Raw genomic sequence first — 22,538 nt, 5'->3', positions numbered from 1 at the left:
AACTCATATCGCGGCCCTAGCTCTTTACCGGCCCGCGTCCGAAAATCCGGCGCAACAAAGCCCCCCAAAGCGCGAAACTTCCCGCTGGCTTTGAGGCGTTATCAATGCCGCTTGTGTACAGCACGCGGATCAACGCATCACGTACCTCACCGACTGGTTCCGGCGTAAAATCAAGGGTCAGAACCAATTGTTCCTGATCATTAACAAATGCACGCGCAAGACTGGCGTCAAGAAGCGGCAATTCGTCCGCATCCAGCTGAATTAATGCCCCTTTTTGGAAGCTGTTGCGATCAACACCTTCTGCCGGACACATCACGCGCGCCCCGCCCAACGACATATCCGTGATGTTCATCTCAAGCGGTTGGTCATCACCTTTGACCCTGATCCGCGCTTTAAGGCTAATCGGGAAACGTTCCTGTTGGCGCTGCACGGGGCTTTCAAAGCAAATCAATATCGCGACAAGCAATGTCAGCGAGTTAACCGCAGCCCACAGACCACCAACTGCCAGAAAGTTGGCATTGTCGATAATCCGGATATCGGTATTGATGTTATAAAAGAACCCGCCAATCGTCAGGACGAACAACACACCGAGAATGATCGCTTCATTCATCGAGTTCCCCACTCCGGACTGCGATCCTTTGGGGGTCACCTTGAATGGACGCCCGAATGGCCGTATCAGCGACGACACAACAATCGGAAACAGCCTGAGTGATACGAGCACCGCAGGCCCTTCATTCACAATCGGATAGGCCTGCCGACCATTATGCCAGAGCGCCGTTCCCCACCCGGCAATCAGCACCGGCAGTTGCCAATAGAAGATTTCCCAGCTTCGGGCATTCTCAAGCGGTTGCAACCCGAACCAGAAATAAAGGATCGGGATCATGATCACCAGCAAGCGTGCCGGAATGTGAAACACCCAATAGATCGGGAAAAGCAAAATCCGCTGCCAAAGGGAAAGTCCCGGCCCCAACGGCCCAGCCTTCAGGAACAGTGTTTGAATGCCCCCCTGGCACCAGCGTTCTCGCTGGGTATGAAATGCCAGAAGGCTTTCGGCTGCCAACCCAATCGACAGCTTTTCATTGAGATAACGCGTGCGATAGCCTTTGCGCAGCATCTCAAGCGAGGTCAGAATATCCTCAGTGATTGATGCCGTCGGCACGCCCCCAATCGCATCAAGGGCCTTGCGCCGCATGACCATGCAGGACCCGCAACAAAACATCGAATCCCATGCGTCAACCGATGGCGCAATATGATCAAAGAACAGCCTTTGTTCGTCGGGCCACCGATCCGCAATCCAAAGATTGCGCTGCATCGGATCCTTGTTAAAGAAATGCTGGGGAGTCTGAACAATACCTATCGTCGGATCCTCGAAAAAACCGACGACACGTTTCAGGAAATGGCGATAGGCCACAAAATCCGCATCAAAAATGCAAACCAGATCCCCGCCGGAATGCGCGAGGCCATTATTCACGTTTCCGGCCTTTGCGTGACTGCCGTCCTTGCGCGTCAGGTACTTTGCCCCCTTCTCCTCGCAGAAGTCGCGTAACCAGTCGCGCTTGCCATCATCAAGTACCCAGACCGTCTTGTTCGGGTAATCGATTGCAAGCGCACCAACAATGCTGCGCTCCAACACATCAAGTGGTTCATTATAACTGGGGATAAAAACATCCACGCTGGGCCAGCTTTCAACCGGTCTGGCAGACAGTCGGGCGTAGGCCTGATCGGCCTCGGCACTGCGATCGACAATTTTACAATGAACAAGCGACTGGCGCAGCATGTCGCATAGAAACACGATCTCGATCGCAAACAGGAAAACGATCCACCATCCCTGAAAGGTGGTGAGATCGGCAGGTAATACAGTTTCCGTAATTCGCCAGGGCAAATAGCGCGCGATCAAAGCAATCAGGAAAAACACAACCAGCCAACGCGCCCACAGCCGGTCACGACGCAAAAATGGCGATGCCAGCATCATGACACCGATGACAAGTGCCAAGGGTGCGAATTGCGCGATCCAGCTCATTATGACGGGTCGCTTTCGCCAAACCAGCTGTTAAGTCGACTGGGAATACTGACTTCAGCCCGACGCCCGACATTGCAAAATGTTTCCGGACGATCTTCAAAACCGGCATCAGGCACCTGCACAACCAAAAGAACTTCGTCCTTTTTAAGAAGTGGCGGCAAGGCAGCATATTCAAGCTCCGGCGTGACCGCGCGCGTGCCAATCACTCCGCTTACGATACCTTCATAAACTTCTGGCGACCCTTGCAGGCGAACCGAAACCGTGGCACCGATCAAAACCCGGTCCGAAAGGCTTTCATCGACCGGAACTTCGATCCGAATGTCCGAGCAATCAAGGATCTTGGCCAGATCATTGTTCTGGGTCACGGTTGCAAGTTCTGCCGCGATCCGACGCCAGACCAATCCGTCAATCGGGCTTCGCACAAGCATGGATTCGCGACGACCGGCGCGCGCTCTTTCATCACGCAGCTGTTTTTCAAGCGACGCCATGCGTCCGTTTGTTTCGGTCAGTTGAACGTTAAGGTCGGCAACCGCGAGCACGACCTCATCAAGGCGCTGCTGTGAATAAGGCACGTCATTCTGGCCATCGCCGACAAAGACGCCCTTTTCAAGCGAACCCGATTCCTTGCGGTAGCGTTCTTCATCAGCCCGGGCGCGTTCGACCTCTTGGCGTGCCTGTTCCAGCAAACTTTCTGCCTCGTCCACGCGCGCCTTTGCGACATGCCCATCTGCAAGCAATGAATTCTGGCGGCTCAGGCTTAATTCACGTTCCTTGACGACTGACTGCCAGCCTTTCTGTCGTGCCTGTGCTTCAAGGGTTTTGTAATGCAGGCTTTCGAGTGACCCCGACACCATTTCACGAACCCGCTCGCCAAGGTCACGGCGCAAGCCGTTCAGGGTCGACAGCTTTTCGATCAACGCGGTTTTCCGCGACCGAAGAAGCTGATATTCGCCGTCAAGCTGTGCAAGAAGCGCCTGAGGTTCGGTATCATCGGTAATACGTGTGATAATCGATCCGGCTGAAATCGGTTCACCAACATCGGGAATGGCGCGGACAAGCTGACCACTGATCGGGGCCTGAATGGTCACCAGTTTGGCATTTACGACACCGTTCGGCCGGATATCAGAAACCGTGAGCGGGGCGAGTTGCCAAACCGCAATAACCACAATAGCCAAGGCGACCATCAAACGAACGATCTGCCCCTTGGAAAAACGCAAGGCCATAAAATTTCCTCAACCAAAACTGGCATCGCTGCCGTGCACAAACATCCCCATATGATGTGTGCGCCAACGAGACTGTTTCAAGGTTATCTATTGGAAATTAAATCACTTTATTGGTTGGCAGCGCAATCGACCGATCAAGGAACTGCATATAGGCATCAAACGATGACTTCTGACCAAACAGGACGTGTGAACGGCTTTTGATGGCATGTGACACGACCGAACGACGGCGCTTGTCGGTCGCCAGTGTCAGGGCCGTATCAACGAAATCAGCCGAATGGTAGGCAACGCAATCAAAGACCGATATCTGGCGATAACAGGTATGGCTTCTGCGTGATCGTGCGGCGTTGCCCGGCAATGTAACAAGCGGCACACCAAGCCCCAGACAGTCAAAGGCCAACATCGCATCGTTCCAGGCCGGACTTTCAAGGACTACATCAACAGCACATAAAAGCGACAGCAAATCGGCCCGATTACGCACATCAACAAACCGCATCCGCCCGGCAACATCGGCATGATTGACAGCAAACCGCCGCCCCCATGCGGCATCCCAACTGTCACGTTCCGGCGCAATCAAAAGAAGCTCGGCGGTTTCGTCCAGTCGCAGAATTTCGGCAATCAGCGGATCGAACTCGGCTGTTAAAACATCAAGTGGCTGCGGACAAAGGTAGGTATTGCGGTCTTGCGCCAGTCGCCAGCGTCGTTGCAAATCTGTGGCCGACATTTCAACCGGTTCTGGCGGACGTGCATTAACAAACAGGCCAGGAAGACGCACCAGCTTTTCGCTGAACCGCTTCTCGCCCCCCGCCGTTTCCCAGTCCTCGGCAATCAAATGATAGTCGATGTTCGACAATCCGCTGGTCGCGGCAATACCCCCACCGGAAATTTGCAGCGGCGCCAAACGCCAGCTCGCAAGCAACATGGTATAGGCATCGGACTGCGGATCGATATAGTGCAAAACGTCAAGTCCAAGCCCCGCAATCACCCGTGCGGAATGCAATGGATCAAGGGGCAAGGGCACGACAAGATCGGCATGTTCGTCAATACGTGCGGTAATATCATCTTCACCCGTGGGTGGGCGAATAATGGTCACATCAAAGCGGTCACGATCAATCGCATCGGCAAGACCGGCAATCCATCGCCCGATACCATTTTCACACATATTGGCAGACACAATACCAAGGCGGGTTTTCCCGCCCGTACGCGATGCGCCCGCGCTGACTTCCGGGACATCGTAACCTGATACAAGGCGTTCCCAGTAATGCCCGACCGCACGCAACTGTTTGTCGCCTTCGGGACGCAATGCCGCGCGCCAGACCGGTGGGAACCGCGTCAGAACAATCGGATCAATCCGCTCAGAACCAACAAATTCAAGGTCGGGCTCCAAGGCGTCTTCATCAAGCGTATCATCGAGAAGATCGCGGACTACCTCGTCATTTTGGGCGGCCAGATCGGTCGGAACAGGCGCAAACAGCAATCTGCGCGCAGTACGGAACAAGGCGGTGTTTTCACCGGCAGCAATTTTGCGATCAATGCCGTTTTGCAATACGGACTGGGCCGATCCGGTATCACCTTCTTCAGCCAGTTCAAGCGCAAGGCGGAAAACGGCATCATCGCCCCCGCCCGCCCCGATAGCAGCGCCGAACCTTTCAACGGCTTCGCCATGGCGACCAACAAGGCTCAAGGCCTCGCCCATCATTAGCAGTAATTGCGGATCATCGGGCGATTGCGCCAGAAGCGGCTCTAGCGCGCCGATCGCCTCTGTGCCCTGCCCGACACGAAGATTGAGCAGCGCAAGTGTGCGGCGCGCCTTGGCGTCGTCGGGATCAAGGGCAAGAACCTGCCGCAGACAGTGTTGCGCACCTGCAAACTGCCCCAACCGAAACAAGGCATCACCATATGCGGTCAAGGCACGCGGGTTCCCCTGATCCAACGACAATGCGCGGCGCAGCGGTTCACTTGCCGAAACAGTTCGTCCCTGATCCAACCTGATCTGGCCAATCAGGACGAGCGCATTAACGATGTCATCGCGCATCTTGAGCGCCGTCAAACAGGATGTTTCAGCCCCGTCAATATCACCCATCGCATACTGGCAGGCTGCATAATTGGCATGGATTTCGGCAACATCGGGTGCCAGTTCAAGCGCGTACTCGTAGTTTTCGCGTGCGACCTCAAGCTCGTCCAACTGACGATAAGTATTGGCAATATTGCAATAAAGGGCCGGTGCATCCGGACACAGCCGAATGGCACGCTTGAAAGCGCCCACCGCATCACGCAGCTTGCCAATCGCCTTAAGCGCCTGTGCGTGGTCATGCTGAATTTCTGCACTATTGGCATCTGCAATTGCGGCCCGCCCCATGCGTTCTGCCGCCAATGTCTGGTTTCCGTGTGCCATTGCAACGAGCCCTGCCAGATGCATTGCCTCTGCGGCCTGCGGGAATGACCGGATCATTCTCTGACAGGTTTCTTCTGCCTCTGCGTACCGACCTGCTTCATACAGGTTCAATGCAGAATGGTAGATGTCAGCAAAATCAGACAAGAAATACCTATTACCCAAGAGAAACCGAATTTGATCCCACCATAAGAGCCAAGCGTTAACAAACCACGTCTTTGCCACAAATTTTCAGGGCAATCCACGCCTGCAAAAACATGACGTTTCTGATCCGCAAAGAGAGCCGCCTAATCTGAAAACTACGGTCAGGTTTCATCAGGTAATAGTTTGAAATAACGAAAAACCCTCTGAAGGAACGCCTCCAGAGGGTTTGATGTTCAAGACGTCATTCGGACTTGATCAGATGCGATCAGGCCGGCTTTCCGAAATATCGCCCGAAACGATTTTGCAAAAAGTCTTCCAATCGAACTTCTTCCTGCCGCACATATCCTTGGCTTGGCAGTTTTCCGGTAAGAACCATATCCATCACGGCGCACAAGCCCGCAGACGTCGTAATTTGGATCGCTGACCAGTCAATCCCGCCGACACGCGTACCGTGCACCTTACGAATGAAGCTTTCCTCACACAGTTCGCCACGTCTGGTCCCGATTGCATCGGCAAAGATGACGATGACGTCTTGCTTGGTGATCGGCAGGGCGTTTTCAAAGATTTCCTTCATCATATCCGGACGCTCCCCCAAACGCAGATCTTCAATCAGGATTTTCAGGATCTCCTGATGTCCCGGATATCGCACTGTTTTATAGTCAAGATTATCAACCTTGCCTTCAAGCATGTCGCACAATGCCCCGACACCACCGGAAGTGTTGAAGGCCTCATACTCTGTCCCGTCGATGGTAAACCGCTCATACCCCTCAAGCGGTAAAACCTCGACGCGTTTCCCATTAAGAATCGCCTCGCACGGGTTGAGATATTCGTTGATCAGTCCGTCTGTGGACCAGGTCAGATTGTATTTCAGGCGGTTGGTCGGGTTTTGCGGCAAGGCGCCGACGCGCAATCTCAGTTTGTTGACATGGTCAAACCGCTTAAACAGGTCATGTGCAGCGATTGAAATAAAGCCCGGCGCCAATCCGCATTGCGGAACAAATGCGCTGTCTGCGCCTTTGGATATTTCACGAATGGCGCGCGTCGTTTCGACGTCTTCTGTTACATCGAAATAAGATGCACCGACAGCGCGCGCCACACGCGCAATCGCAACATTCAAAAAGAACGGACAGGTCGACAGGATCGCATCATGCCCCTTGGCGACATCTTTCAGTGCGGCTTCATCGGTGACATCGACCTTTATCAGCGTTGCGGCATCGTCCTTGGCGCAGATTTCGAGCATATCCCCACTCGCATCCGCCAGAGTTACCGCGTAATCCCCACTTTCCTTAAGCATCACAGCAGCTATACGACCGATTTTCCCGGCACCGAGGATCAAAATCTTTTTCATTTTCTCTAACTCCCAAACAAACAGGCTCCATCACCGTCGATGTTGCACCTGCCCTAATCACGTTTTGTTGTTGCCTGATAATGCTCAGCCTCTGGACGAACGCTTACAACCCGGCAATACTGTCAAAAAGAAACAAAAACCCGTCATTTTAATGGGCTCAACCGATGAAACGTCATATTGATGAAGTTGACCGTCAACTGATCGCACGATTGCAGGAAAATGCGCGAATCCCGACCGCTGCCTTGGCCCGTGGTGTCGGACTATCTCGAAGTGCGGTTCAGGAACGCCTTGAACGGCTTGAAAAGTCCAACATTATAACGGGATACACCGTTCAACTGGGCGATTCCGCAAGGCCGGTATTGTTGGCCGAAGTCATGATTCAGCTTGAACAAAAGCAGTCAGCCGGTGTGGTCGGTGCCTTGCAAAAAATCCCGCATTGCATCCGCTGTCTTGCTGTTTCGGGCGAGTATGACCTGATCGCTGAAGTCGCCGCCAACACGCCCGAGGAACTCGACGGGGTTCTGGACCGGATTGGCGAAATGTCTGGAATAAAACGCACATCAAGTTCGATCATACTTTCAACCAAATTCGATCGCCGTTAAGATGACTTCGGGGTTGGGGAAAACCTCTTTTCTGGAAGAAACCGCGTGACGAAGAAACGCAGATATTCGGTCCTTTCTGTCCTGCTTGCCGGTTTTATCGCGACCAGTGTTTTTGGTGTCGGACTATCCCTGTATGTCGGTCTTGGAGCCGCCTACGAGAACACCCGCAATCTGTGGGTGATGCTTGCTGATATTGACCTGACATCGGTTCAGCGCACCATGCAAGAACGCATGAACGAGGTCGACAAACGCTCTGACTGGGTGGCTGAACAGGTGTCAACCGGTGCCCTTGACCCAAGCTTCCAATATGGCTGGCGAAACGCCATGCGCGCATTGGCAGCGGCCGACATGGACGTCATGGCTTATGGGCTGGTTACGGGTGATCGCCAATTCATTGGGTTTAGCCCCGCAGATATGAGCGAAATTCGCAGAACTCTGCCAGCTGACGACATACTGTTTTCCGAACTGTCCCAAATTCGGGGTCCGACCGAGAACAAAACGGGCTATCCGCGCTGGGATCCCTATTTCAATCGTACTGTCCTGACAAGCTGGGTGCCCCTGTTTTATGAGGGGCACTATCTTGGCACCTTTATTCAGTATCTTTCACTGTCCAGCCTGTCGGAGAGCCTGATCCGCGGGCGCGAAGACTTGCCCGGAACACCGTTCATCCTGATCGGGGGCAACCGCGTCATGGCGCATCCACAATTGCGCCACTGGGGCGAAAACACGGCAAATGAACTGATTAATGGCGCAGACATCGCGCGCAGCCCAATTCCGTTGCCGACAATCCATGATATCGGCGATCCGGTTCTGGCCAATATTGGCAAATCGGAAAACATCCCGCTTGATCCAAATGACGAGCGCCACAATAGCGGCATCCGGCTGGCGGGTCTTGACTACAATGATCGCTACCACCTGATTGTATCGCGCCAGATCCTGACCGCACCAATTTCGCCAGTCATTATCGGTATGTATTTTGACGAAGAACTGTTCAATGATGAATGGAACCGCCTGGTTCTGGCATCCGTTTTGGGCGGCGGCGTTTTCATTTTGTCGGTGATTGTGGCCATCATTCTTTCCCGACAATTCACCAAGCCGATCCGGCGGTTTGCCAGTGCAGCGCGCGCCTTTGAGGACGAAGACATTGCGTCAATCGACGTACCGCAACTCAAGGGCAGTCGTATTCGCGAATACGATGATGCCGCGCGTTCGTTCAATCACATGATGATGGCAGTCCATGACAGAGAACGCATCACCAGCTTGTTTGGTAAGTTCGTCCCGCAATCCATTGCCAAAAAGCTTCTGGCATCAGGCAATGATTCCGGCGTTCTGCCCCCGCAACAAACCGAGGCAACCGTTCTTTTCATTGATATTGTCGGCTTCACATCGATGTGTGAAAGCCTTGATCCAAAACAGATCATCGCCATGCTCAATGACTATTTCGACTGCGCGACCCAGATAATCGAACATCATGGCGGCATCATCACACAGTTCCAGGGCGATGCGATCCTTGCGGTCTATAACGTGTTTGATGATCTGGCAGAGCACGCCGACGCGGCAGTGGACAGTGCCATCGCCCTGCAAAAGGAAGTCAAGAAACGCACCTTTGAGGGCCTTGAGTTAAAGGTGCGCTGTGGTGTCAATACCGGCTCTATGGTGGCCGGGAATGTCGGCGCAAAGGCGCGGCTGTCCTTTACGGTGCATGGGGATGCGGTCAATACAGCTTCTCGGCTGGAGCAGGAAAACAAGATATTGGGAACCCACATCCTGATTTCGGAATCCACCCGTAAGCTGATGGCCAACCCTGATCGCGTCAGTAAAGCCGGGGATGTTCTATTACGGGGCCGCCACGGCAAGACAGAGCTGTTTACAACTCTAACCGACATTTAATCACAGATCGGCGAAGGCACGTCAGGTGCCTGAACACCAAACAACAAAAACGCCGCATTGGAATAACCAATGCGGCGTTTTGTAAAACCTTAGAACAAGGTACCGGGAATTAACCCTGGCGCGCCTTGAAACGCGGGTTCTTTTTATTGATCACGTATACGCGGCCACGGCGGCGCACGATACGGCAGCCTTTTTCCCGCAGCTTCGCGGATTTCAATGAGTTCCGGATCTTCATAATCTTAAACCTTAGAAACTTGGCCCCTTCGAGGAAGCCGGAAAATAGAAGTACGACATGCCCCTGTCAACACTTAAAACAGGTTGCGGCGACAGAAAGTGGCATAAATCCGCTCCATGTCGCCAGCAGCAGTCTCGCGTCAGGACCGAGGACCCGAGCGATCAGTTGATTGTTGCGTAGAACCGATAAAAGGCCAGGCTTCCATTTTCAAGCATTTTTACACGATTCATCCACATTTCCATCTCTGGCTCCAGATAATCCATCATATCGGTGTCCAAACCAGAGCTCTGAATGTCAGACAGCATGGTCATCCATGCCAGCTTGATGTGCTTGAGATGCGTTTCTGACTCATCCTTCGCAATGCGTATGTCAAATTTCAGCTCGCCCAGTCGCGATTTATATTCCTGCGCGGTCCAAGGGAATAGTTCTTCGTCCTCAAGCTTTGCCCAGTTTTCCAGTTCATTGTCATCAAGGTCGCGTGTCAGAACATAATCCGTCACCAGAAGCTGGCCATGTTCTCGAAGGGTTTCTGCCAGCGCCTGCAGGAACGTATTCTTTTCCGGGATCTTGAACAGTTCGCCATAGGAATAGACGACGTTGAAATATCCCTTGCGGAAATCTGGTTGCAACGGATCAAATGCCTGTACAGGGACTTTCTTTTGCACACCGGCTTGAACGGATCGCTCCATGCCCAAAAGTGCAAGTTCCCCATCAGGCTCAAGGGCGGTAACCCACACGCCAAGCCTGTCTGCAAGAACGCGTGCAACACCGCCAAGTCTTGCGCCGATTTCAAGACAACTGAGCGTCTCGTCAAGCGCAAGCGGCTTCGCCAGTTCGAGCGCATATTCATGCCCGCCCGGCATCATGATGCCATGATCAAACAGCTTGTCGTAAAGACGGATACGATCTGGCGGCCAACGACCGATTTCTTCATCAAGATCAAGCTCGGCAAGCTCCGGCTCGACAGGTCGCGACAGCCAGACCCGCATCTTGCGCAACCAGTCGGCATAGGCGTCAATCTCAAGCTGGAAAAGGTAGTATTCGACCGGATCGTCGTAACCTTCCCACTTGGCACGCAACCGTGTTCCAAGACCAAGATGATGCCCAGGCGGCATTTCGAATTCCGGCGCCTCCTCTTCGGCGACGCCCGCGGACATTGCGTCCTCTTCGGACATATCGTCATCCGCTTTGGACTTGCGTTGCCAGAATTTCAGTTTCAAGGCGACTACCTGTTTGTTCGCATTCGGTGCTCAAGTGATTCTTGAAAATATGGCAATTAGTCAAAAGTGACAACGTGTTAAGATTTCACCCCTATGATTGCACCGCGAAATGTTATCGATAAAAATGTAATTTACTGAATTCCCGCGCCGGGAAGCATGTCTGACAGGAACTTGCTCGCATCATGAACACCGACCAGCTCGGCATCTATTATCGCATGCTGAACATTGCGCCCGGCGCGAGCGCAAAGGAAATCAAGCTCGCCTATCGCAAGCTGGCCTTTGAATTTCACCCTGACCGAAATACCGACCCGGACTCGGAAGACAAATTCAAGGACATCACCGAAGCCTATGAAATCCTGATTGGCGAACGCAAACCGCCAAAACAGACCGGCAGCACATCGAGTGCGCAAAAATCTGCGAGTGGTGCCAAGCAAAACGGCACCACCACATCAAATGCCTATGGGCCGAATGCCGCGGGTGCGCAAAACGCCAACCGCGAGAAACAGGGCTTTGCCGGTGCCGGACGCAAACAGGAAAAGGCCCGCGAAACGACAGAAGAAAAAGTCGCACGCGCCAATCAGGCCTACCGGGAACAACAGGCCAAAACCAATGCGCGAAAAAGCAATATCCATCCTGGTGCCCGTCGCCATAAAAACAAGAATACCGAACCCAATGCACAGGGGTTCATCCAGTGTGCAATTACCGGCGTTGTATCGGCTCAACCAAGGCAGGTTCAATTCAAAGTCGTCCGCGGTTTTCTGAATTCCTGTAACATAGAAACCATCACCGCGAACCTTGCCCCCAAGGGCGCGAAGCGCATGGCACTAAAAGCCAGCTTCAAGACATGGTTACGTGGATTCTGGAGCTGGAAGAGTTTCTTGCCTGCATGGAAAGCTATTCTTGGCAACATGCGCGGCGGCACCTTCCCGCCCGAAGGCAATGCCAAAATGCTGTTTACACAGGCCAATGCCTTTGAGCGGACCGGGAACAAGCCGCTAGCACGCGCCGTATTGATACAGGCGCTTGATTTTATCGGCACCAACCGATCTGTCCTTGCCGAACAGGTGCGTGCAAGTCAGCGCCGCCTTGATGATGGGCAACCTGCACGGCGTGTCCGGGATGAATGGAAACGTGCCGGGATGATGGATGCGCTGATGCATCTCAGTCCTCTGTTTTTAATCATCTTTCTTGGCCTGATTGCTTTTGGTCCCGGACAGGGTTTTGTGACGCGCGACATTCCGGAACTTGTTGCCAAACAAGGCTCCGAAATCACACGACAGGTCAAAGACCTTATTGGCGAAGAACGTGACCCTTATTACGTGGACCGTGAACTTCTGAACCTGCGGGACGGTCCAAGCGTGAATGACGACATCATTCGCCGCCTGACCCGCTTTGAAACGGTCTATGTCGCGGGCGACAGTCAGGGGTTCTGGATCGAAGTCGAAACCAGCATCGGCGAAACAGGTTTTGTTAATCTTGATGCACTGGTGCCCGGCAACGGGGCTGATGCCCGCGATGCCTGGTGTGCAGAAAACAAATGCGACTGAACGGTTCCCCGATCAGTCGCATCTGATGATCTTTATCTGGTGGCGATCTTACTTGGCGGGGATCGCCTTAAGCGCGGCAAGCAAATAATCCCAGAACCGCGCAACACTTGGCACATGAACACATTCATCCGGGCTGTGCGCGCGTTTGATAGTCGGGCCAAACGACACCATATCCCAATGCGGGTATTTCGAGCCCAGCACACCACATTCAAGACCGGCGTGAATGACACGAATTTCCGGTTCCTTGCCAAACATGTCCTTGTGAACAGACTTCATCAGGCTGACCACTTCGCTGTTGGCATCAGGCTTCCACCCCGGATAGGCATCACCCCAGGCAACAGACGCGCCGATATTTTCAAACACGGCGGTCGCGACTTCGCGCATGGCATCACGGGCAGAATTGATCGAACTGCGCGCCGACAAAGTGACGTCGGCCGCACCATCTGCAAGTTTGATAATGGCAAGATTGATCGACGTCTCGACAACACCTTCAACCGATGTGCTCATGGCCTGAACACCGTTCGGTGCACCTACACAGGCATTGTTGAACGCAGCAGAATCTTTCGCGCTCATCGCCTTTGCCGGAACTGCCGCGTCGGTTGCCCGGATGGCAAAGTTGGGTTCAATTGCACCGATTTCGTCTTTGACCTCGCTTGCAAATGCGGCAAGGGCGGCTTCAAATCCGGACACCTTGCCTTCCGGCAGAACGATGGTCGCAAACGACTCACGCGGGATAGCGTTGCGGGCAGTACCGGCATTGATCTGAACGATACGCGCATCAAAATCACGGATTGCTGTGCGCAGGAAACGCGCTATCAGCTTGTTGGCATTGCCAAGGCCAAGGATAATATCAATGCCTGAATGACCACCTTTCAAACCGGTCAGCGCAATATCACGGGCAACCTGCACGGCGCCAACAGCTTCTTCGGTATATTTATAGCTTGCGACCAGATCACCACCGCCAGCACAACCAACACAAAGCTCGTACTCGTCTTCGGTATCAAGGTTCAGAAGGATTTCACCCTTAAGGCGACCCGGCTCCAGATTCATGGCACCAGTCAGACCACGCTCTTCGTCAACGGTGAACAGAAGTTCAAGCGGACCGTGCTCAAGACCGTCTTCGGTCATGAAGCCCATCATGGCCGCTGCACCAATGCCGTTATCGGCGCCAAGCGTGGTGTTATCGGCTGTAATCCATTCCCCATCCATCACCATGCGGATCGGGTCGGTATCGAAATTGTGGGTCGATCCGGAATTGGCCTGCGTAACCATGTCCACATGGGCCTGCAGAATGACCATCTTGCGGTCTTCAAATCCTGCCGTTGCCGGGATGGATATAACAAGGTTTCCGCCGCTATCGCGGAAATGTGCAGCCCCCTTGTCGTCGGCCATCTTTTCCAAAAGCTGCAAGACAGCTTCTTCCTTGTTGGACGGACGCGGGGTATCGCAAAGTTTCTGGAAATTCTCCCAGATTGCGACTGGCGCAATTTTACGGATCTCGTTCACGGTGGCGCTCCTGGCAAATTTTGGTCTACGGGTTCTCACTTACCCAGACCTGTTGATTACCCTATTGCCGCACGAATTTAAAGCATACCCGGGGTGATTTCGACCAAGCCACATGCAAATTCGAAAAAACAGCAGATCAAACGCAGTTATCGCGATCAAAGCCCCGATACGCGCAACATGATTTTACGTTAATCGACACCAACCACCTGACTGCGGCGTTGCAACAGCATGACATCACGCCACTGACCAGCCATCGGCCCATAGGCCATCCGCCCCAAGCCCCGCTTTCGACCGACCGTCTCGAAGCCCAGTGCATGATGCAGGGCCAGACTGGCTTCGTTCTCCGGAAAGATACCCGCTTCCAAAGACCAGATACCTTGCGCTTCACTGGCCTTGATCAACGCTGCCAGAAGCAGTTTTCCAACACCCTGCCCCTGACAATCCGGGTCGACATAGACCGATATCTCGGCAATGCCGCGATAGACGCAACGATTGGACACGCCCGACAAGCCGGCCCAACCAACGACGATATCCTGATCGTCACACGCCACCAGTCGGCATTCCGTCAAGTGCCCCTGATCCCAGCTTTCCCAAGTACCGGCATCTTCCTGAAAGGTCGCGTGGCCCGATTTGATTGCCTGACCATAGATTGCAATCACGCGACTGGCATCGGAATTGGTCATGGAACGCACGCGCATTACGGCCTCATACAATATCTTGGCAAAGGTTTGCGGATGAACAACTCACCAACGGGAACTGGAAGGTTATAATAGTCAAAGATCAACCAATCAGCTATCGGCTTCTTGTCCCGGAAAACGGAAAACGAGCTGATCGCGTCCAGCATCCTTGGCGGCATACATCGCCTCGTCTGCGGCATTCATGGCGTCTGACAGTTCGATGAACTTCTGGCGCCCCTCTCCACCGACGGTCGCACCAAAACTCGCTGTGATCTGGACGTATTCCTCGCCGGTTTTATCGATGGGGACCTTGATTTCGCGGATCATATTGGCCAACCGCTCGCCGATACGTTTCGTCACGGCGGCAGTCGCAGACGGCAGCAAGACTGCAAACTCCTCACCCCCCAAACGGACAACGAGGTCATCATCACGCAATGCCTGACGCAGGGTATCGGCAACCTTTTCAAGAAGACGATCCCCGACCGCATGCCCATGGGTGTCGTTGACCTTCTTGAAATAATCAAGATCAAGAACGATCAGACCGAAGACCCAGCTTTTATCCTTCAGATGGCGAATCTCGCGCAGCCTGCTCACGGCACTTTCAAAACCGCGGCGGTTCAGAGCCCGTGTCAACGCATCGGTCGATGCCAGCGTATCAAGCATCTGCTCCTTGCGCTTGTGGTCAGTGATATCAGTTGCCGACACCATCACACCACCGTCATCCATCATATTCATTCGGATATCGGCCAGGCGGCCCGACGGGGTTTGCATTTCATCAATATTGGCGTGGCCATGGCCGTTTCGCATCATTTCTGCGCAGCATTCATGTAACGCCGATATGTCGAATTCTGCTGCCGACCCTTGCGTTTTTTCGACACCAAACAGGCGTGAAAATTCGTGATTGAAATGAATTACTTCAAGCTCGTCATTCAGCATCGCAACGGCGGACGGAACCATTCGGATGACTTCGGTCACAGCCTGTTCCAGACTGGCCTTGGCACGGACAAGTTGCTGATGCATTTCAACTTCGTCACGGACATCATGTGCCGTTGTCAAAATGGCGGGCTTGCCATCATGCCATAGAATGCGTTCATCGGTCAGATCACGCCAGACGAAACTCCCGTCATCAAGGATATCACGCACACGATGGCGGTCCCCACGACGCTCGCCACTGAGGATGGCTGCAACATGCTTGATCGCGCGCGGTCGGTTCTCTTCGGGGATAAAGCGCAGAATATGGGGATTCTCCATGAATGCGCTGGCGCTTTCCGCACCCATTAGGCGGGCGAAGCTCTCATTGACGTAAAGCGCGGTCATATGGCGATGCACCATCACACCAATGAATGACCGGCCCAGCATATGATCGACCTGCATCGCAGTGGTGCCGTTGTCAATCATCTGGGCTGTGGTCAGGACGGCATTGCCATCCTCCCATTCGACGGTCTCGTCACTGATCTCCATCCAGACCGGGGTACCGTCGGTTCGGATGTTATAAACTTTTTTCCAACCGTGGAATCCGCTACTGTTTTGGTAGTTTTCCGAGAGCTTGTCTGCCTCGTGATGGAAGCTTGGCGGGATATACTGGTGCATGTCCGGGTCGCTCATGAAGTCCGACACATCGCGACGGCCCACCATTTTCGCATAGGCATCGTTGACATACACAGCTTCGAGATCCTTGTGTACAACAACCCCGACCCGTGATCGCCCATACAGACGTGCGATTTCCGTTGGTTCGAACCGCATCAACGCCCTGTATCCCCCGAGATACCTAAACCCTGAATTAAGGCACAGTCAGTTACGACCTAATTCTATTCGCGCCATATCCAAAAGGTTACACCAGTTCTAATATAATTGAAACCAGCGGATGCCAGTCCTATCCCGATACAGGACGCTACCAAACAAAAGGCTGCATCATTAATCGAAAACCAATTAACCCGTTAATACATAATCATAATCAAATATTGACGGCAATGACAAACCCGCATCGCAGCGTAAAATCAACCCGGTCCAAGAGAAACACTGTGAAGAACATGAACTTTAAGATAATTGACCGAACCCGCACGTGGGATGGCTACTGCAAGATTGACGTCTATCAACTGCAACATGACAGATTTGATGGCACTCAAAGCACCATTGTCGAGCGCGAAATTCTGGAACGCGGTCACGCTGTCGCGGTTTTGCCCTATGACCCTGTACGCGATGAAGTCGTCCTGATTGAACAGTTTCGCCCCGGCACCATATCAGTAAATGCAGATAATCCCGCCATGCCTGTCTGGCTGACAGAAATTGTCGCAGGGATCATTGAAGACGGTGAAAGTGCCGAAGACGTCGCGCGTCGCGAAACGATGGAGGAAGCCGGATGTAAAATCGTCGGACCACTCGAACTGATTTCGCATTACTACGTGACCCCGGGCTGTTCAAGCGAGACGGTCACGCTTTATTACGGGCAGGTTGACGCGACCCATGCTGGCGGGTTGCATGGCCTTGACGAGGAAGGTGAAGATATTCGCGTCTTTACTGTGCCTGCCGAGGAATGCATTGCGATGTTGCAAAATGGACAACTCTGCAATGCAATGACCACCATAGCCGTTCAGTGGCTGATCCTTAACCGGGACCGACTGCGGCAGAACTGCGGGGTTTGAGCGAATTGTTTCGATATGCTGAAACGACAATAATCACACAATATTTACGTTGTATATTTTAAACTGCCTTGACTTTTGTGTGTAAAAAGACCAATCAACAATCAATTTAATTGAAAACCACCATGTTTGGAGTCTGTCATGGACATTCGCAATGGCACCATCGAAGCCATTGGCCGCACCCCGCTCGTGAAGCTTAAAAAGGTTTCCGAGCTGACGGGCTGCACCATTCTTGGCAAGGCGGAATACGCAAACCCGGGCGGGTCGGTCAAGGACCGTGCTGCCCTTGCCATCATTCGCGACGCTGAAGCGCGCGGTCTGTTGAAGCCGGGCGGCGTTATCGTTGAAGGAACCGCTGGTAATACCGGCATCGGCCTTGCCACTGTCGGCAATGCTTTGGGCTATCGCACCGTGATTGTCATCCCTGAAACCCAGAGTCAGGAAAAGAAAGACCTGCTGCGTCTTCTCGGCGCGGATTTGCGCGAAGTACCTGCGGTTCCCTATCGCGATGAAAACAACTATGTGCACGTGTCGCGCCGTCTGGCCGAAGAACTTGCGCAGTCTGAACCCAATGGTGCGATCTGGGCCAACCAGTTTGACAACGTCGCCAACCGTCAGGGTCACATTGACACCACCGCACCCGAAATCTGGGAACAGACCGATGGAAAGGTTGACGGATTTATCTGTGCGGTTGGTACCGGCGGCACACTTGCCGGTGTTTCCATGGCGCTTAAGGATCGCAACAAAAACGTCCAGATCGGCCTTGCCGATCCGATGGGTGCGGCCCTTTACAGCCACTACAAGTTCGGTGAACTGAAATCCGAAGGCAGCTCGATCTCAGAGGGGATCGGTCAGGGTCGTATTACCGCCAACCTTGAAGGTGTTGAGATCGATCACCCGTTCCAGATCTCGGACGAGGAAATGCTGCCGATCGTGTTTGACCTGCTCAAGGAAGAAGGTCTGTGCATGGGTGGCTCGACCGGTATCAACGTCGCCGGTGCCGTGCGCCTTGCCCGTGAACTCGGTCCAGGCAAAACCATCGTCACCATTCTTTGTGACCTTGGCACCCGCTATCAGAGCAAGCTTTGGAACCCGGCCTTCCTCAAGGAAAAAGGCCTTCCGACGCCTGATTGGCTCTAGGCCGGACACAAAGCCATCCCAAAAGATAAAACCCCCGTCCATCATGGCGGGGGTTTTTGTTTTGATCAGGCCGTTCTGGCAACCCGGGTTTGTGACTGGCGCACAACCTTTGCCGCGCGCCCCCAAAGGTAAAGCCCGCATAACAGTGCGCAAAGCAACAGAGATCCGGCAAAGCCCGCAACCGCGTTCCATCCGCCCTGATCCCAGAACCAGCCACCAACCGATCCCATGATGCTTGATCCCAGATAATAGGCCAGAAGATACAGCGACGACGCATGGCCCTTGGCTGTTTCGGCAAGTCGCCCGACCCAGCCACTGGCAATCGAATGGGCAACGAAGAAACCGCTGGTCAGGATGACAATCCCGCCAATGATTACTGGCAGGCTGTCAAAGACGGTCAGTCCGACACCAAGGGCGGCCAGCATCAGCCCCACGACCAGCACCGGACCACGCCCGATTTTGTCTGATAGCGCACCGGCGATGGATGACGTCACTGACCCACACAGATAGACAACAAAGATCAACCCAATCTGGCTTTGGGACAGGCCATAGGGCGCATCGGAAAGTCGGAAACCGACATAGTTGAACACCGTCACGAAGCAGCCCATGGCAAAGGCGCCAATCAGGAACACAAACGGCAAGCCTGCATGTTTCATATGCCCGCCCCAGGCCCGCAGGTGATACCCCACCTGAAATCCCGGACGTTTTACAAAGTTCCGTGATGCCGGCAACAGAACAGCAAACCCAAGCGCGGCAATCAGACCCAAGCCCCCCATCGCGCCGAGCGCAACGTGCCAGCCGAAAATATCCGTCAGGAAACCAATCACGACACGACCACTCAAGCCGCCGATCGCGGTCCCGCTGATGTAGATGCCCATAGCCATGCCAAGGCCTTTAGGATCTATTTCCTCGGCCAGATAGGCCATGGCAACGGCCGGAACCCCGCCCAGCACTAATCCTTCAAGCGCGCGGACAACAAGAAAGGCGTGCCAGTCGGACAGAAACGGCGCGATCAGATTCAAAACCGAAGCCACACAAATAGAAATCAGCATCAATTGCTTGCGCCCGACGGCCTCGGACACCGCACCGGCCAGCAAGATGGCAAAGGCCAAAAACCCTGTGGTCAAAGACAACGCAAGCGAGCTTTCAGCTGGCCCAACCACAAAGTGCCTTGAAAGTTCCGGTAAGAGCGGCTGCACACAGTAAATCAGTGAAAAGGTCGCGTAGCCTGCCAAGAACAGTGCAATGCTGATACGGCGAAATGCGGCCGATCCCGGTTTAATCCACACCGGATCGGCAGACGCATTTGCGTTGGTGGACGCGAGCGGGCTTTGCGAACTTATAGGGGGCGTTGCATCAGATGACGCCGTATCAGCAGCACTAACAGAATGTTGTTCTGGGTCAGTGTCCCGGGGAACAGCCATTTGCGACCTCTTTTGGAATATCTCGTGGGGTGATGCTTATGATTGCACTATCGCATCTATCCGTCCAATATATGGAAGTGTCTTCTATGATATGTTTTAGGTATATCAACGATGGAACTGCGCCACATCCGCTACTTCCTTGCCGTCGCCCGCGAAGGCAACTTTACCCGTGCGGCAGCACGCATCGGCATCGGGCAACCCCCGCTTAGTCAGCAAATCCGCGATCTGGAAAATGAAATCGGCACGGCCCTGTTTCATCGCGTACCCCATGGTGCAGAATTAACCGAGGCCGGAACTGCCTTTCTTGACGTCGTCGCACAGTTTCCCGATCTGGCAGAACGCGCCATTCGCGCCGCCCAGCGCGCCGGGCGCGGCGAAGTCGGATCGATCCGGGTGGGTTTCACGGCGTCCGCCGCCTTCAGCCCGTCTGTCCCGCGCGTATTCCGTGATTTCCGGCGCAGTTATCCCGGCGTTGAAATGACACTTGAAGAAGCCAACTCCGCCCAGCTTGTCGCCGGTCTGCGCGATGAACGTCTTGATGCTGTATTTTTGCGGCAAGATACGATTGCGGGCGATGGCATTCGCCTGCATGTGATTTCCAGCGAACCGATGGTGCTTGTCCTCCCCTCCGGTCACCCCGCAGCACAACGTGAAAAAGTCGCCCTGTCAGAACTGCGCGACGAGGCCCTGATCCTGACCCCGCGTGCGGTCGGCCCAACCCATTACGACAAGGTCGTCAGCGCCTGTCGGGACAGCGGGTTTGAACCGCAAATGGGTCAGATCGCGCCACAGCTTGGGTCCGTGATCAATTTCGTTGCCGCCGAGCTTGGCTTTTCGCTGGTTCCCAAACCGATGACGCAGCTTCAGGCAAAAGGTGTCGCCTATCGCGAGATCGAAGGTGAAGTGCCGATTGCACAGCTTTCACTGGCTTATCGCAGCAATGATATCTCGACCGCATTGCGTAATTTCGTCAGCCGCACCCTTGCCGCCCATCAAAGCTGACAGGATCAACTGATCTGGTTCTCGGGGCTGGCATGCGGGCAATTTCACGCTAGATTAATGCCAACTGTGAAATCCGGCGCGCCGCTGAAATCTGTTTCTGTGATGCCCGCGCCAAACCGAAAGTCTGGCTATGCTAAGATATTCCCTTCTTGATCTTTGCCCGGTGAATGCAGGCGAACACCCCTCTGATGCCTTGCGCAATACGCTTGCACTCGCCCAACATGCTGAAAAGCTTGGCTATCATCGCTATTGGCTGGCCGAACATCACAATATGCCCGGCATTGCCAGTGCCGCGACGTCTGTGGTTATGGCCCATGTCGCAGCGGGCACCAAAACCATTCGCGTTGGGTCAGGTGGCGTCATGCTGCCCAACCATGCGCCATTGGTAATTGCCGAACAGTTCGGCACCCTTGAAGCCCTTCATCCCGGTCGTATTGATCTGGGCATTGGCCGCGCACCAGGCACGGACCAACGCACCGCCGCCGCCCTTCGCCGTGACATGCATGGTTCCGAAGAACGCTTTATTCAGGACGTTCTTCAGGTGCAGGCATTCCTTGCGCCGCTTGAAGGCAATCCACCGATCCGGGCTGTACCGGGCTATGGGTCGCAGGTTCCAATGTGGCTTTTGGGCAGCAGCCTGTTTTCTGCTGACCTTGCCGCACGCCTTGGCCTGCCCTTTGCCTTTGCCTCCCACTTTGCACCCGACATGTTGATGGATGCGCTGACCCTTTATCGCAACCGGTTTGAGCCAAGCGAAGCGCTTGATAAGCCCTACGCGATTGCGGCGATGGGTTTCTTTGCCGCCGATACCGACGAGGAAGGTGAATATCTGGCAACCTCGATGCAGCAGCAGTTCCTTAATTTGCGGCGCGGCACACCGGGCCAATTGCCCGAACCAGTCAAGGATATGAGCGAAATCTGGAACCGGGTTGAAAAGGCCGGGGTTGATCACGCCATGCGCTATGCCGCCATCGGCGGGCGCGACACGGTCCGCAAGAAACTGCGCGAATTTGCCTATATGACCAAGGCCGACGAAATCATGGTAACGGCCAACATTTATGATCAGTCGGCGCGCCTGAAGTCATTTGAAATTGCAGCCGAGCTATTTGGCGAAATGAACGCAAAGTCTGAGAACAAAGACTGCGCCTAAGGCCAAGCGACACCTTATTTTTTGAAAATGCCGGGTTCATCGTGAATCCGGCATTTTACTTTCATCATACGAAATACCAGAACACACCACTTGCGCTTGCATCATTGGTCGGACAATATGCGCTTCCCGTTGAAGACTTCAACGATAGCCCCTTGTTTCAAAAGGTTATGGTGCGCCCTTCATGACCGACTTCCTGCTGGCAGCCCTGCCAATCGCAAGCATTCTGTTTCTGATGATCAAGGCGAACTGGGGTGCCGCGCGCGCCGGTGCCGCCGCCTGGTTTGTCACGGTTGTCCTTGCCGTCTTCTTCTTTGGCGCACCCACCGACATGCTGATCATCGCCCAGGCCAAGGGCGTGATGCTGGCCCTTTATATCCTTTAT

General features: G+C 54.0%; 18 protein-coding genes. 8 read left to right on the top strand and 10 right to left on the bottom strand.

Annotated elements, in window-relative coordinates:
• Positions 1–16: 16 nt before the first annotated feature.
• The 4 genes from B2R48_RS08260 to B2R48_RS08245 form a co-directional block, all read right to left on the bottom strand.
• Positions 17–2,020 (bottom strand): glycosyltransferase, encoded by a 2,004-nt coding sequence (locus tag B2R48_RS08260; protein WP_296999340.1) that lies wholly within the window; start codon positions 2,018–2,020, stop codon positions 17–19.
• Positions 2,020–3,243 carry an HlyD family secretion protein gene (locus B2R48_RS08255; protein ID WP_296999339.1) on the bottom strand — a complete coding sequence of 408 codons (1,224 nt, stop codon included), beginning with the start codon at positions 3,241–3,243 and terminating at the stop codon, positions 2,020–2,022. Before B2R48_RS08255 ends, B2R48_RS08260 begins: the two co-directional genes overlap by 1 nt.
• A 97-nt stretch (positions 3,244–3,340) precedes the next feature.
• Positions 3,341–5,746: a tetratricopeptide repeat protein gene (locus B2R48_RS08250; protein WP_296999353.1), complete on the bottom strand. Its 2,406-nt coding sequence runs from the start codon at positions 5,744–5,746 to the stop codon at positions 3,341–3,343.
• 295 nt (positions 5,747–6,041) lie between these two features.
• Positions 6,042–7,124: a saccharopine dehydrogenase family protein gene (locus B2R48_RS08245; protein WP_296999338.1), complete on the bottom strand. Its 1,083-nt coding sequence runs from the start codon at positions 7,122–7,124 to the stop codon at positions 6,042–6,044.
• A 164-nt stretch (positions 7,125–7,288) separates the two neighbouring features.
• Between B2R48_RS08245 and B2R48_RS08240 the strand changes: the two genes are divergently transcribed.
• Together B2R48_RS08240 and B2R48_RS08235 are read left to right on the top strand one after the other, a co-directional pair.
• On the top strand, positions 7,289–7,726 hold the full coding sequence (locus tag B2R48_RS08240; protein WP_062955371.1) for an Lrp/AsnC family transcriptional regulator: 438 nt from the start codon (positions 7,289–7,291) through the stop codon (positions 7,724–7,726).
• A gap of 45 nt (positions 7,727–7,771) precedes the next feature.
• Positions 7,772–9,616 carry an adenylate/guanylate cyclase domain-containing protein gene (locus tag B2R48_RS08235; protein WP_296999337.1) on the top strand — a complete coding sequence of 615 codons (1,845 nt, stop codon included), beginning with the start codon at positions 7,772–7,774 and terminating at the stop codon, positions 9,614–9,616.
• A gap of 109 nt (positions 9,617–9,725) precedes the next feature.
• Here the strand turns inward: B2R48_RS08235 and ykgO are convergent, their stop codons facing one another.
• On the bottom strand, positions 9,726–9,851 hold the full coding sequence (gene ykgO, locus B2R48_RS08230) for a type B 50S ribosomal protein L36 (protein ID WP_007090004.1): 126 nt from the start codon (positions 9,849–9,851) through the stop codon (positions 9,726–9,728).
• A 161-nt stretch (positions 9,852–10,012) separates the two neighbouring features.
• Positions 10,013–11,071 carry a methyltransferase domain-containing protein gene (locus B2R48_RS08225; RefSeq protein ID WP_296999336.1) on the bottom strand — a complete coding sequence of 353 codons (1,059 nt, stop codon included), beginning with the start codon at positions 11,069–11,071 and terminating at the stop codon, positions 10,013–10,015.
• Between the two features lie 182 nt (positions 11,072–11,253).
• Between B2R48_RS08225 and B2R48_RS08220 the strand changes: the two genes are divergently transcribed.
• Positions 11,254–12,618, top strand: coding sequence for a DnaJ domain-containing protein (locus B2R48_RS08220; RefSeq protein ID WP_213472866.1), 1,365 nt, complete (start codon positions 11,254–11,256; stop codon positions 12,616–12,618).
• Between the two features lie 48 nt (positions 12,619–12,666).
• Here B2R48_RS08220 and B2R48_RS08215 read toward each other — a convergent pair whose 3' ends face one another.
• From B2R48_RS08215 to B2R48_RS08205, 3 genes are all read right to left on the bottom strand, one after another.
• Positions 12,667–14,124 carry an aminoacyl-histidine dipeptidase gene (locus B2R48_RS08215; protein WP_296999335.1) on the bottom strand — a complete coding sequence of 486 codons (1,458 nt, stop codon included), beginning with the start codon at positions 14,122–14,124 and terminating at the stop codon, positions 12,667–12,669.
• A gap of 188 nt (positions 14,125–14,312) precedes the next feature.
• On the bottom strand, positions 14,313–14,822 hold the full coding sequence (locus B2R48_RS08210) for a GNAT family N-acetyltransferase (protein WP_296999334.1): 510 nt from the start codon (positions 14,820–14,822) through the stop codon (positions 14,313–14,315).
• A gap of 90 nt (positions 14,823–14,912) precedes the next feature.
• Positions 14,913–16,544: a sensor domain-containing diguanylate cyclase gene (locus tag B2R48_RS08205; RefSeq protein ID WP_296999333.1), complete on the bottom strand. Its 1,632-nt coding sequence runs from the start codon at positions 16,542–16,544 to the stop codon at positions 14,913–14,915.
• A 287-nt stretch (positions 16,545–16,831) separates the two neighbouring features.
• Here B2R48_RS08205 and B2R48_RS08200 point away from each other — a divergent pair, with 287 nt between their 5' ends.
• Both B2R48_RS08200 and B2R48_RS08195 read left to right on the top strand, forming a co-directional pair.
• Positions 16,832–17,443, top strand: coding sequence for an NUDIX domain-containing protein (locus B2R48_RS08200; RefSeq protein WP_296999332.1), 612 nt, complete (start codon positions 16,832–16,834; stop codon positions 17,441–17,443).
• A gap of 138 nt (positions 17,444–17,581) precedes the next feature.
• A complete protein-coding gene (locus B2R48_RS08195; protein ID WP_296999331.1) occupies positions 17,582–18,580 on the top strand; it encodes a cysteine synthase A in 999 nt (332 codons plus the stop codon).
• Positions 18,581–18,645: 65 nt separating this feature from the next.
• Here B2R48_RS08195 and B2R48_RS08190 read toward each other — a convergent pair whose 3' ends face one another.
• The gene (locus B2R48_RS08190) at positions 18,646–19,923 is read right to left on the bottom strand and encodes an MFS transporter (RefSeq protein WP_296999352.1); all 1,278 of its coding nucleotides are present in this window, start codon (positions 19,921–19,923) and stop codon (positions 18,646–18,648) included.
• A 192-nt stretch (positions 19,924–20,115) separates the two neighbouring features.
• On the opposite strand from B2R48_RS08190, the gene B2R48_RS08185 reads away from it, so the two are divergent.
• The 3 genes from B2R48_RS08185 to B2R48_RS08175 all read left to right on the top strand — a co-directional run.
• Positions 20,116–21,006, top strand: a complete 891-nt coding sequence (locus B2R48_RS08185) for a LysR family transcriptional regulator (RefSeq protein WP_213472857.1) — start codon at positions 20,116–20,118, stop codon at positions 21,004–21,006.
• Positions 21,007–21,136: 130 nt separating this feature from the next.
• A complete protein-coding gene (locus B2R48_RS08180) occupies positions 21,137–22,156 on the top strand; it encodes an LLM class flavin-dependent oxidoreductase (protein ID WP_296999330.1) in 1,020 nt (339 codons plus the stop codon).
• A 181-nt stretch (positions 22,157–22,337) separates the two neighbouring features.
• The coding region (locus tag B2R48_RS08175) for an L-lactate permease (RefSeq protein WP_296999329.1) at positions 22,338–22,538 on the top strand (201 nt) is incomplete at its 3' end.

The organism is Thalassospira sp. UBA848 (assembly GCF_002295455.1).
Classification (GTDB): domain Bacteria; phylum Pseudomonadota; class Alphaproteobacteria; order Rhodospirillales; family Thalassospiraceae; genus Thalassospira.
This window is presented reverse-complemented; position numbering and strand designations above follow the sequence as displayed.

What these genes read in the sequence shown, in the direction of transcription:
- B2R48_RS08210 (WP_296999334.1), bottom strand. Translation starts at nt 14,822, where the DNA reads ATGCGCGTGCGTTCCATGACCAATTCCGATGCCAGTCGCGTGATTGCA.
- B2R48_RS08245 (WP_296999338.1), bottom strand. Translation starts at nt 7,124, where the DNA reads ATGAAAAAGATTTTGATCCTCGGTGCCGGGAAAATCGGTCGTATAGCT.
- B2R48_RS08205 (WP_296999333.1), bottom strand. Translation starts at nt 16,544, where the DNA reads ATGCGGTTCGAACCAACGGAAATCGCACGTCTGTATGGGCGATCACGG.
- B2R48_RS08220 (WP_213472866.1), top strand. Translation starts at nt 11,254, where the DNA reads ATGAACACCGACCAGCTCGGCATCTATTATCGCATGCTGAACATTGCG.
- B2R48_RS08180 (WP_296999330.1), top strand. Translation starts at nt 21,137, where the DNA reads ATGCTAAGATATTCCCTTCTTGATCTTTGCCCGGTGAATGCAGGCGAA.
- B2R48_RS08260 (WP_296999340.1), bottom strand. Translation starts at nt 2,020, where the DNA reads ATGAGCTGGATCGCGCAATTCGCACCCTTGGCACTTGTCATCGGTGTC.
- B2R48_RS08185 (WP_213472857.1), top strand. Translation starts at nt 20,116, where the DNA reads ATGGAACTGCGCCACATCCGCTACTTCCTTGCCGTCGCCCGCGAAGGC.
- B2R48_RS08240 (WP_062955371.1), top strand. Translation starts at nt 7,289, where the DNA reads ATGAAACGTCATATTGATGAAGTTGACCGTCAACTGATCGCACGATTG.
- B2R48_RS08255 (WP_296999339.1), bottom strand. Translation starts at nt 3,243, where the DNA reads ATGGCCTTGCGTTTTTCCAAGGGGCAGATCGTTCGTTTGATGGTCGCC.
- ykgO (WP_007090004.1), bottom strand. Translation starts at nt 9,851, where the DNA reads ATGAAGATCCGGAACTCATTGAAATCCGCGAAGCTGCGGGAAAAAGGC.
- B2R48_RS08200 (WP_296999332.1), top strand. Translation starts at nt 16,832, where the DNA reads ATGAACTTTAAGATAATTGACCGAACCCGCACGTGGGATGGCTACTGC.
- B2R48_RS08195 (WP_296999331.1), top strand. Translation starts at nt 17,582, where the DNA reads ATGGACATTCGCAATGGCACCATCGAAGCCATTGGCCGCACCCCGCTC.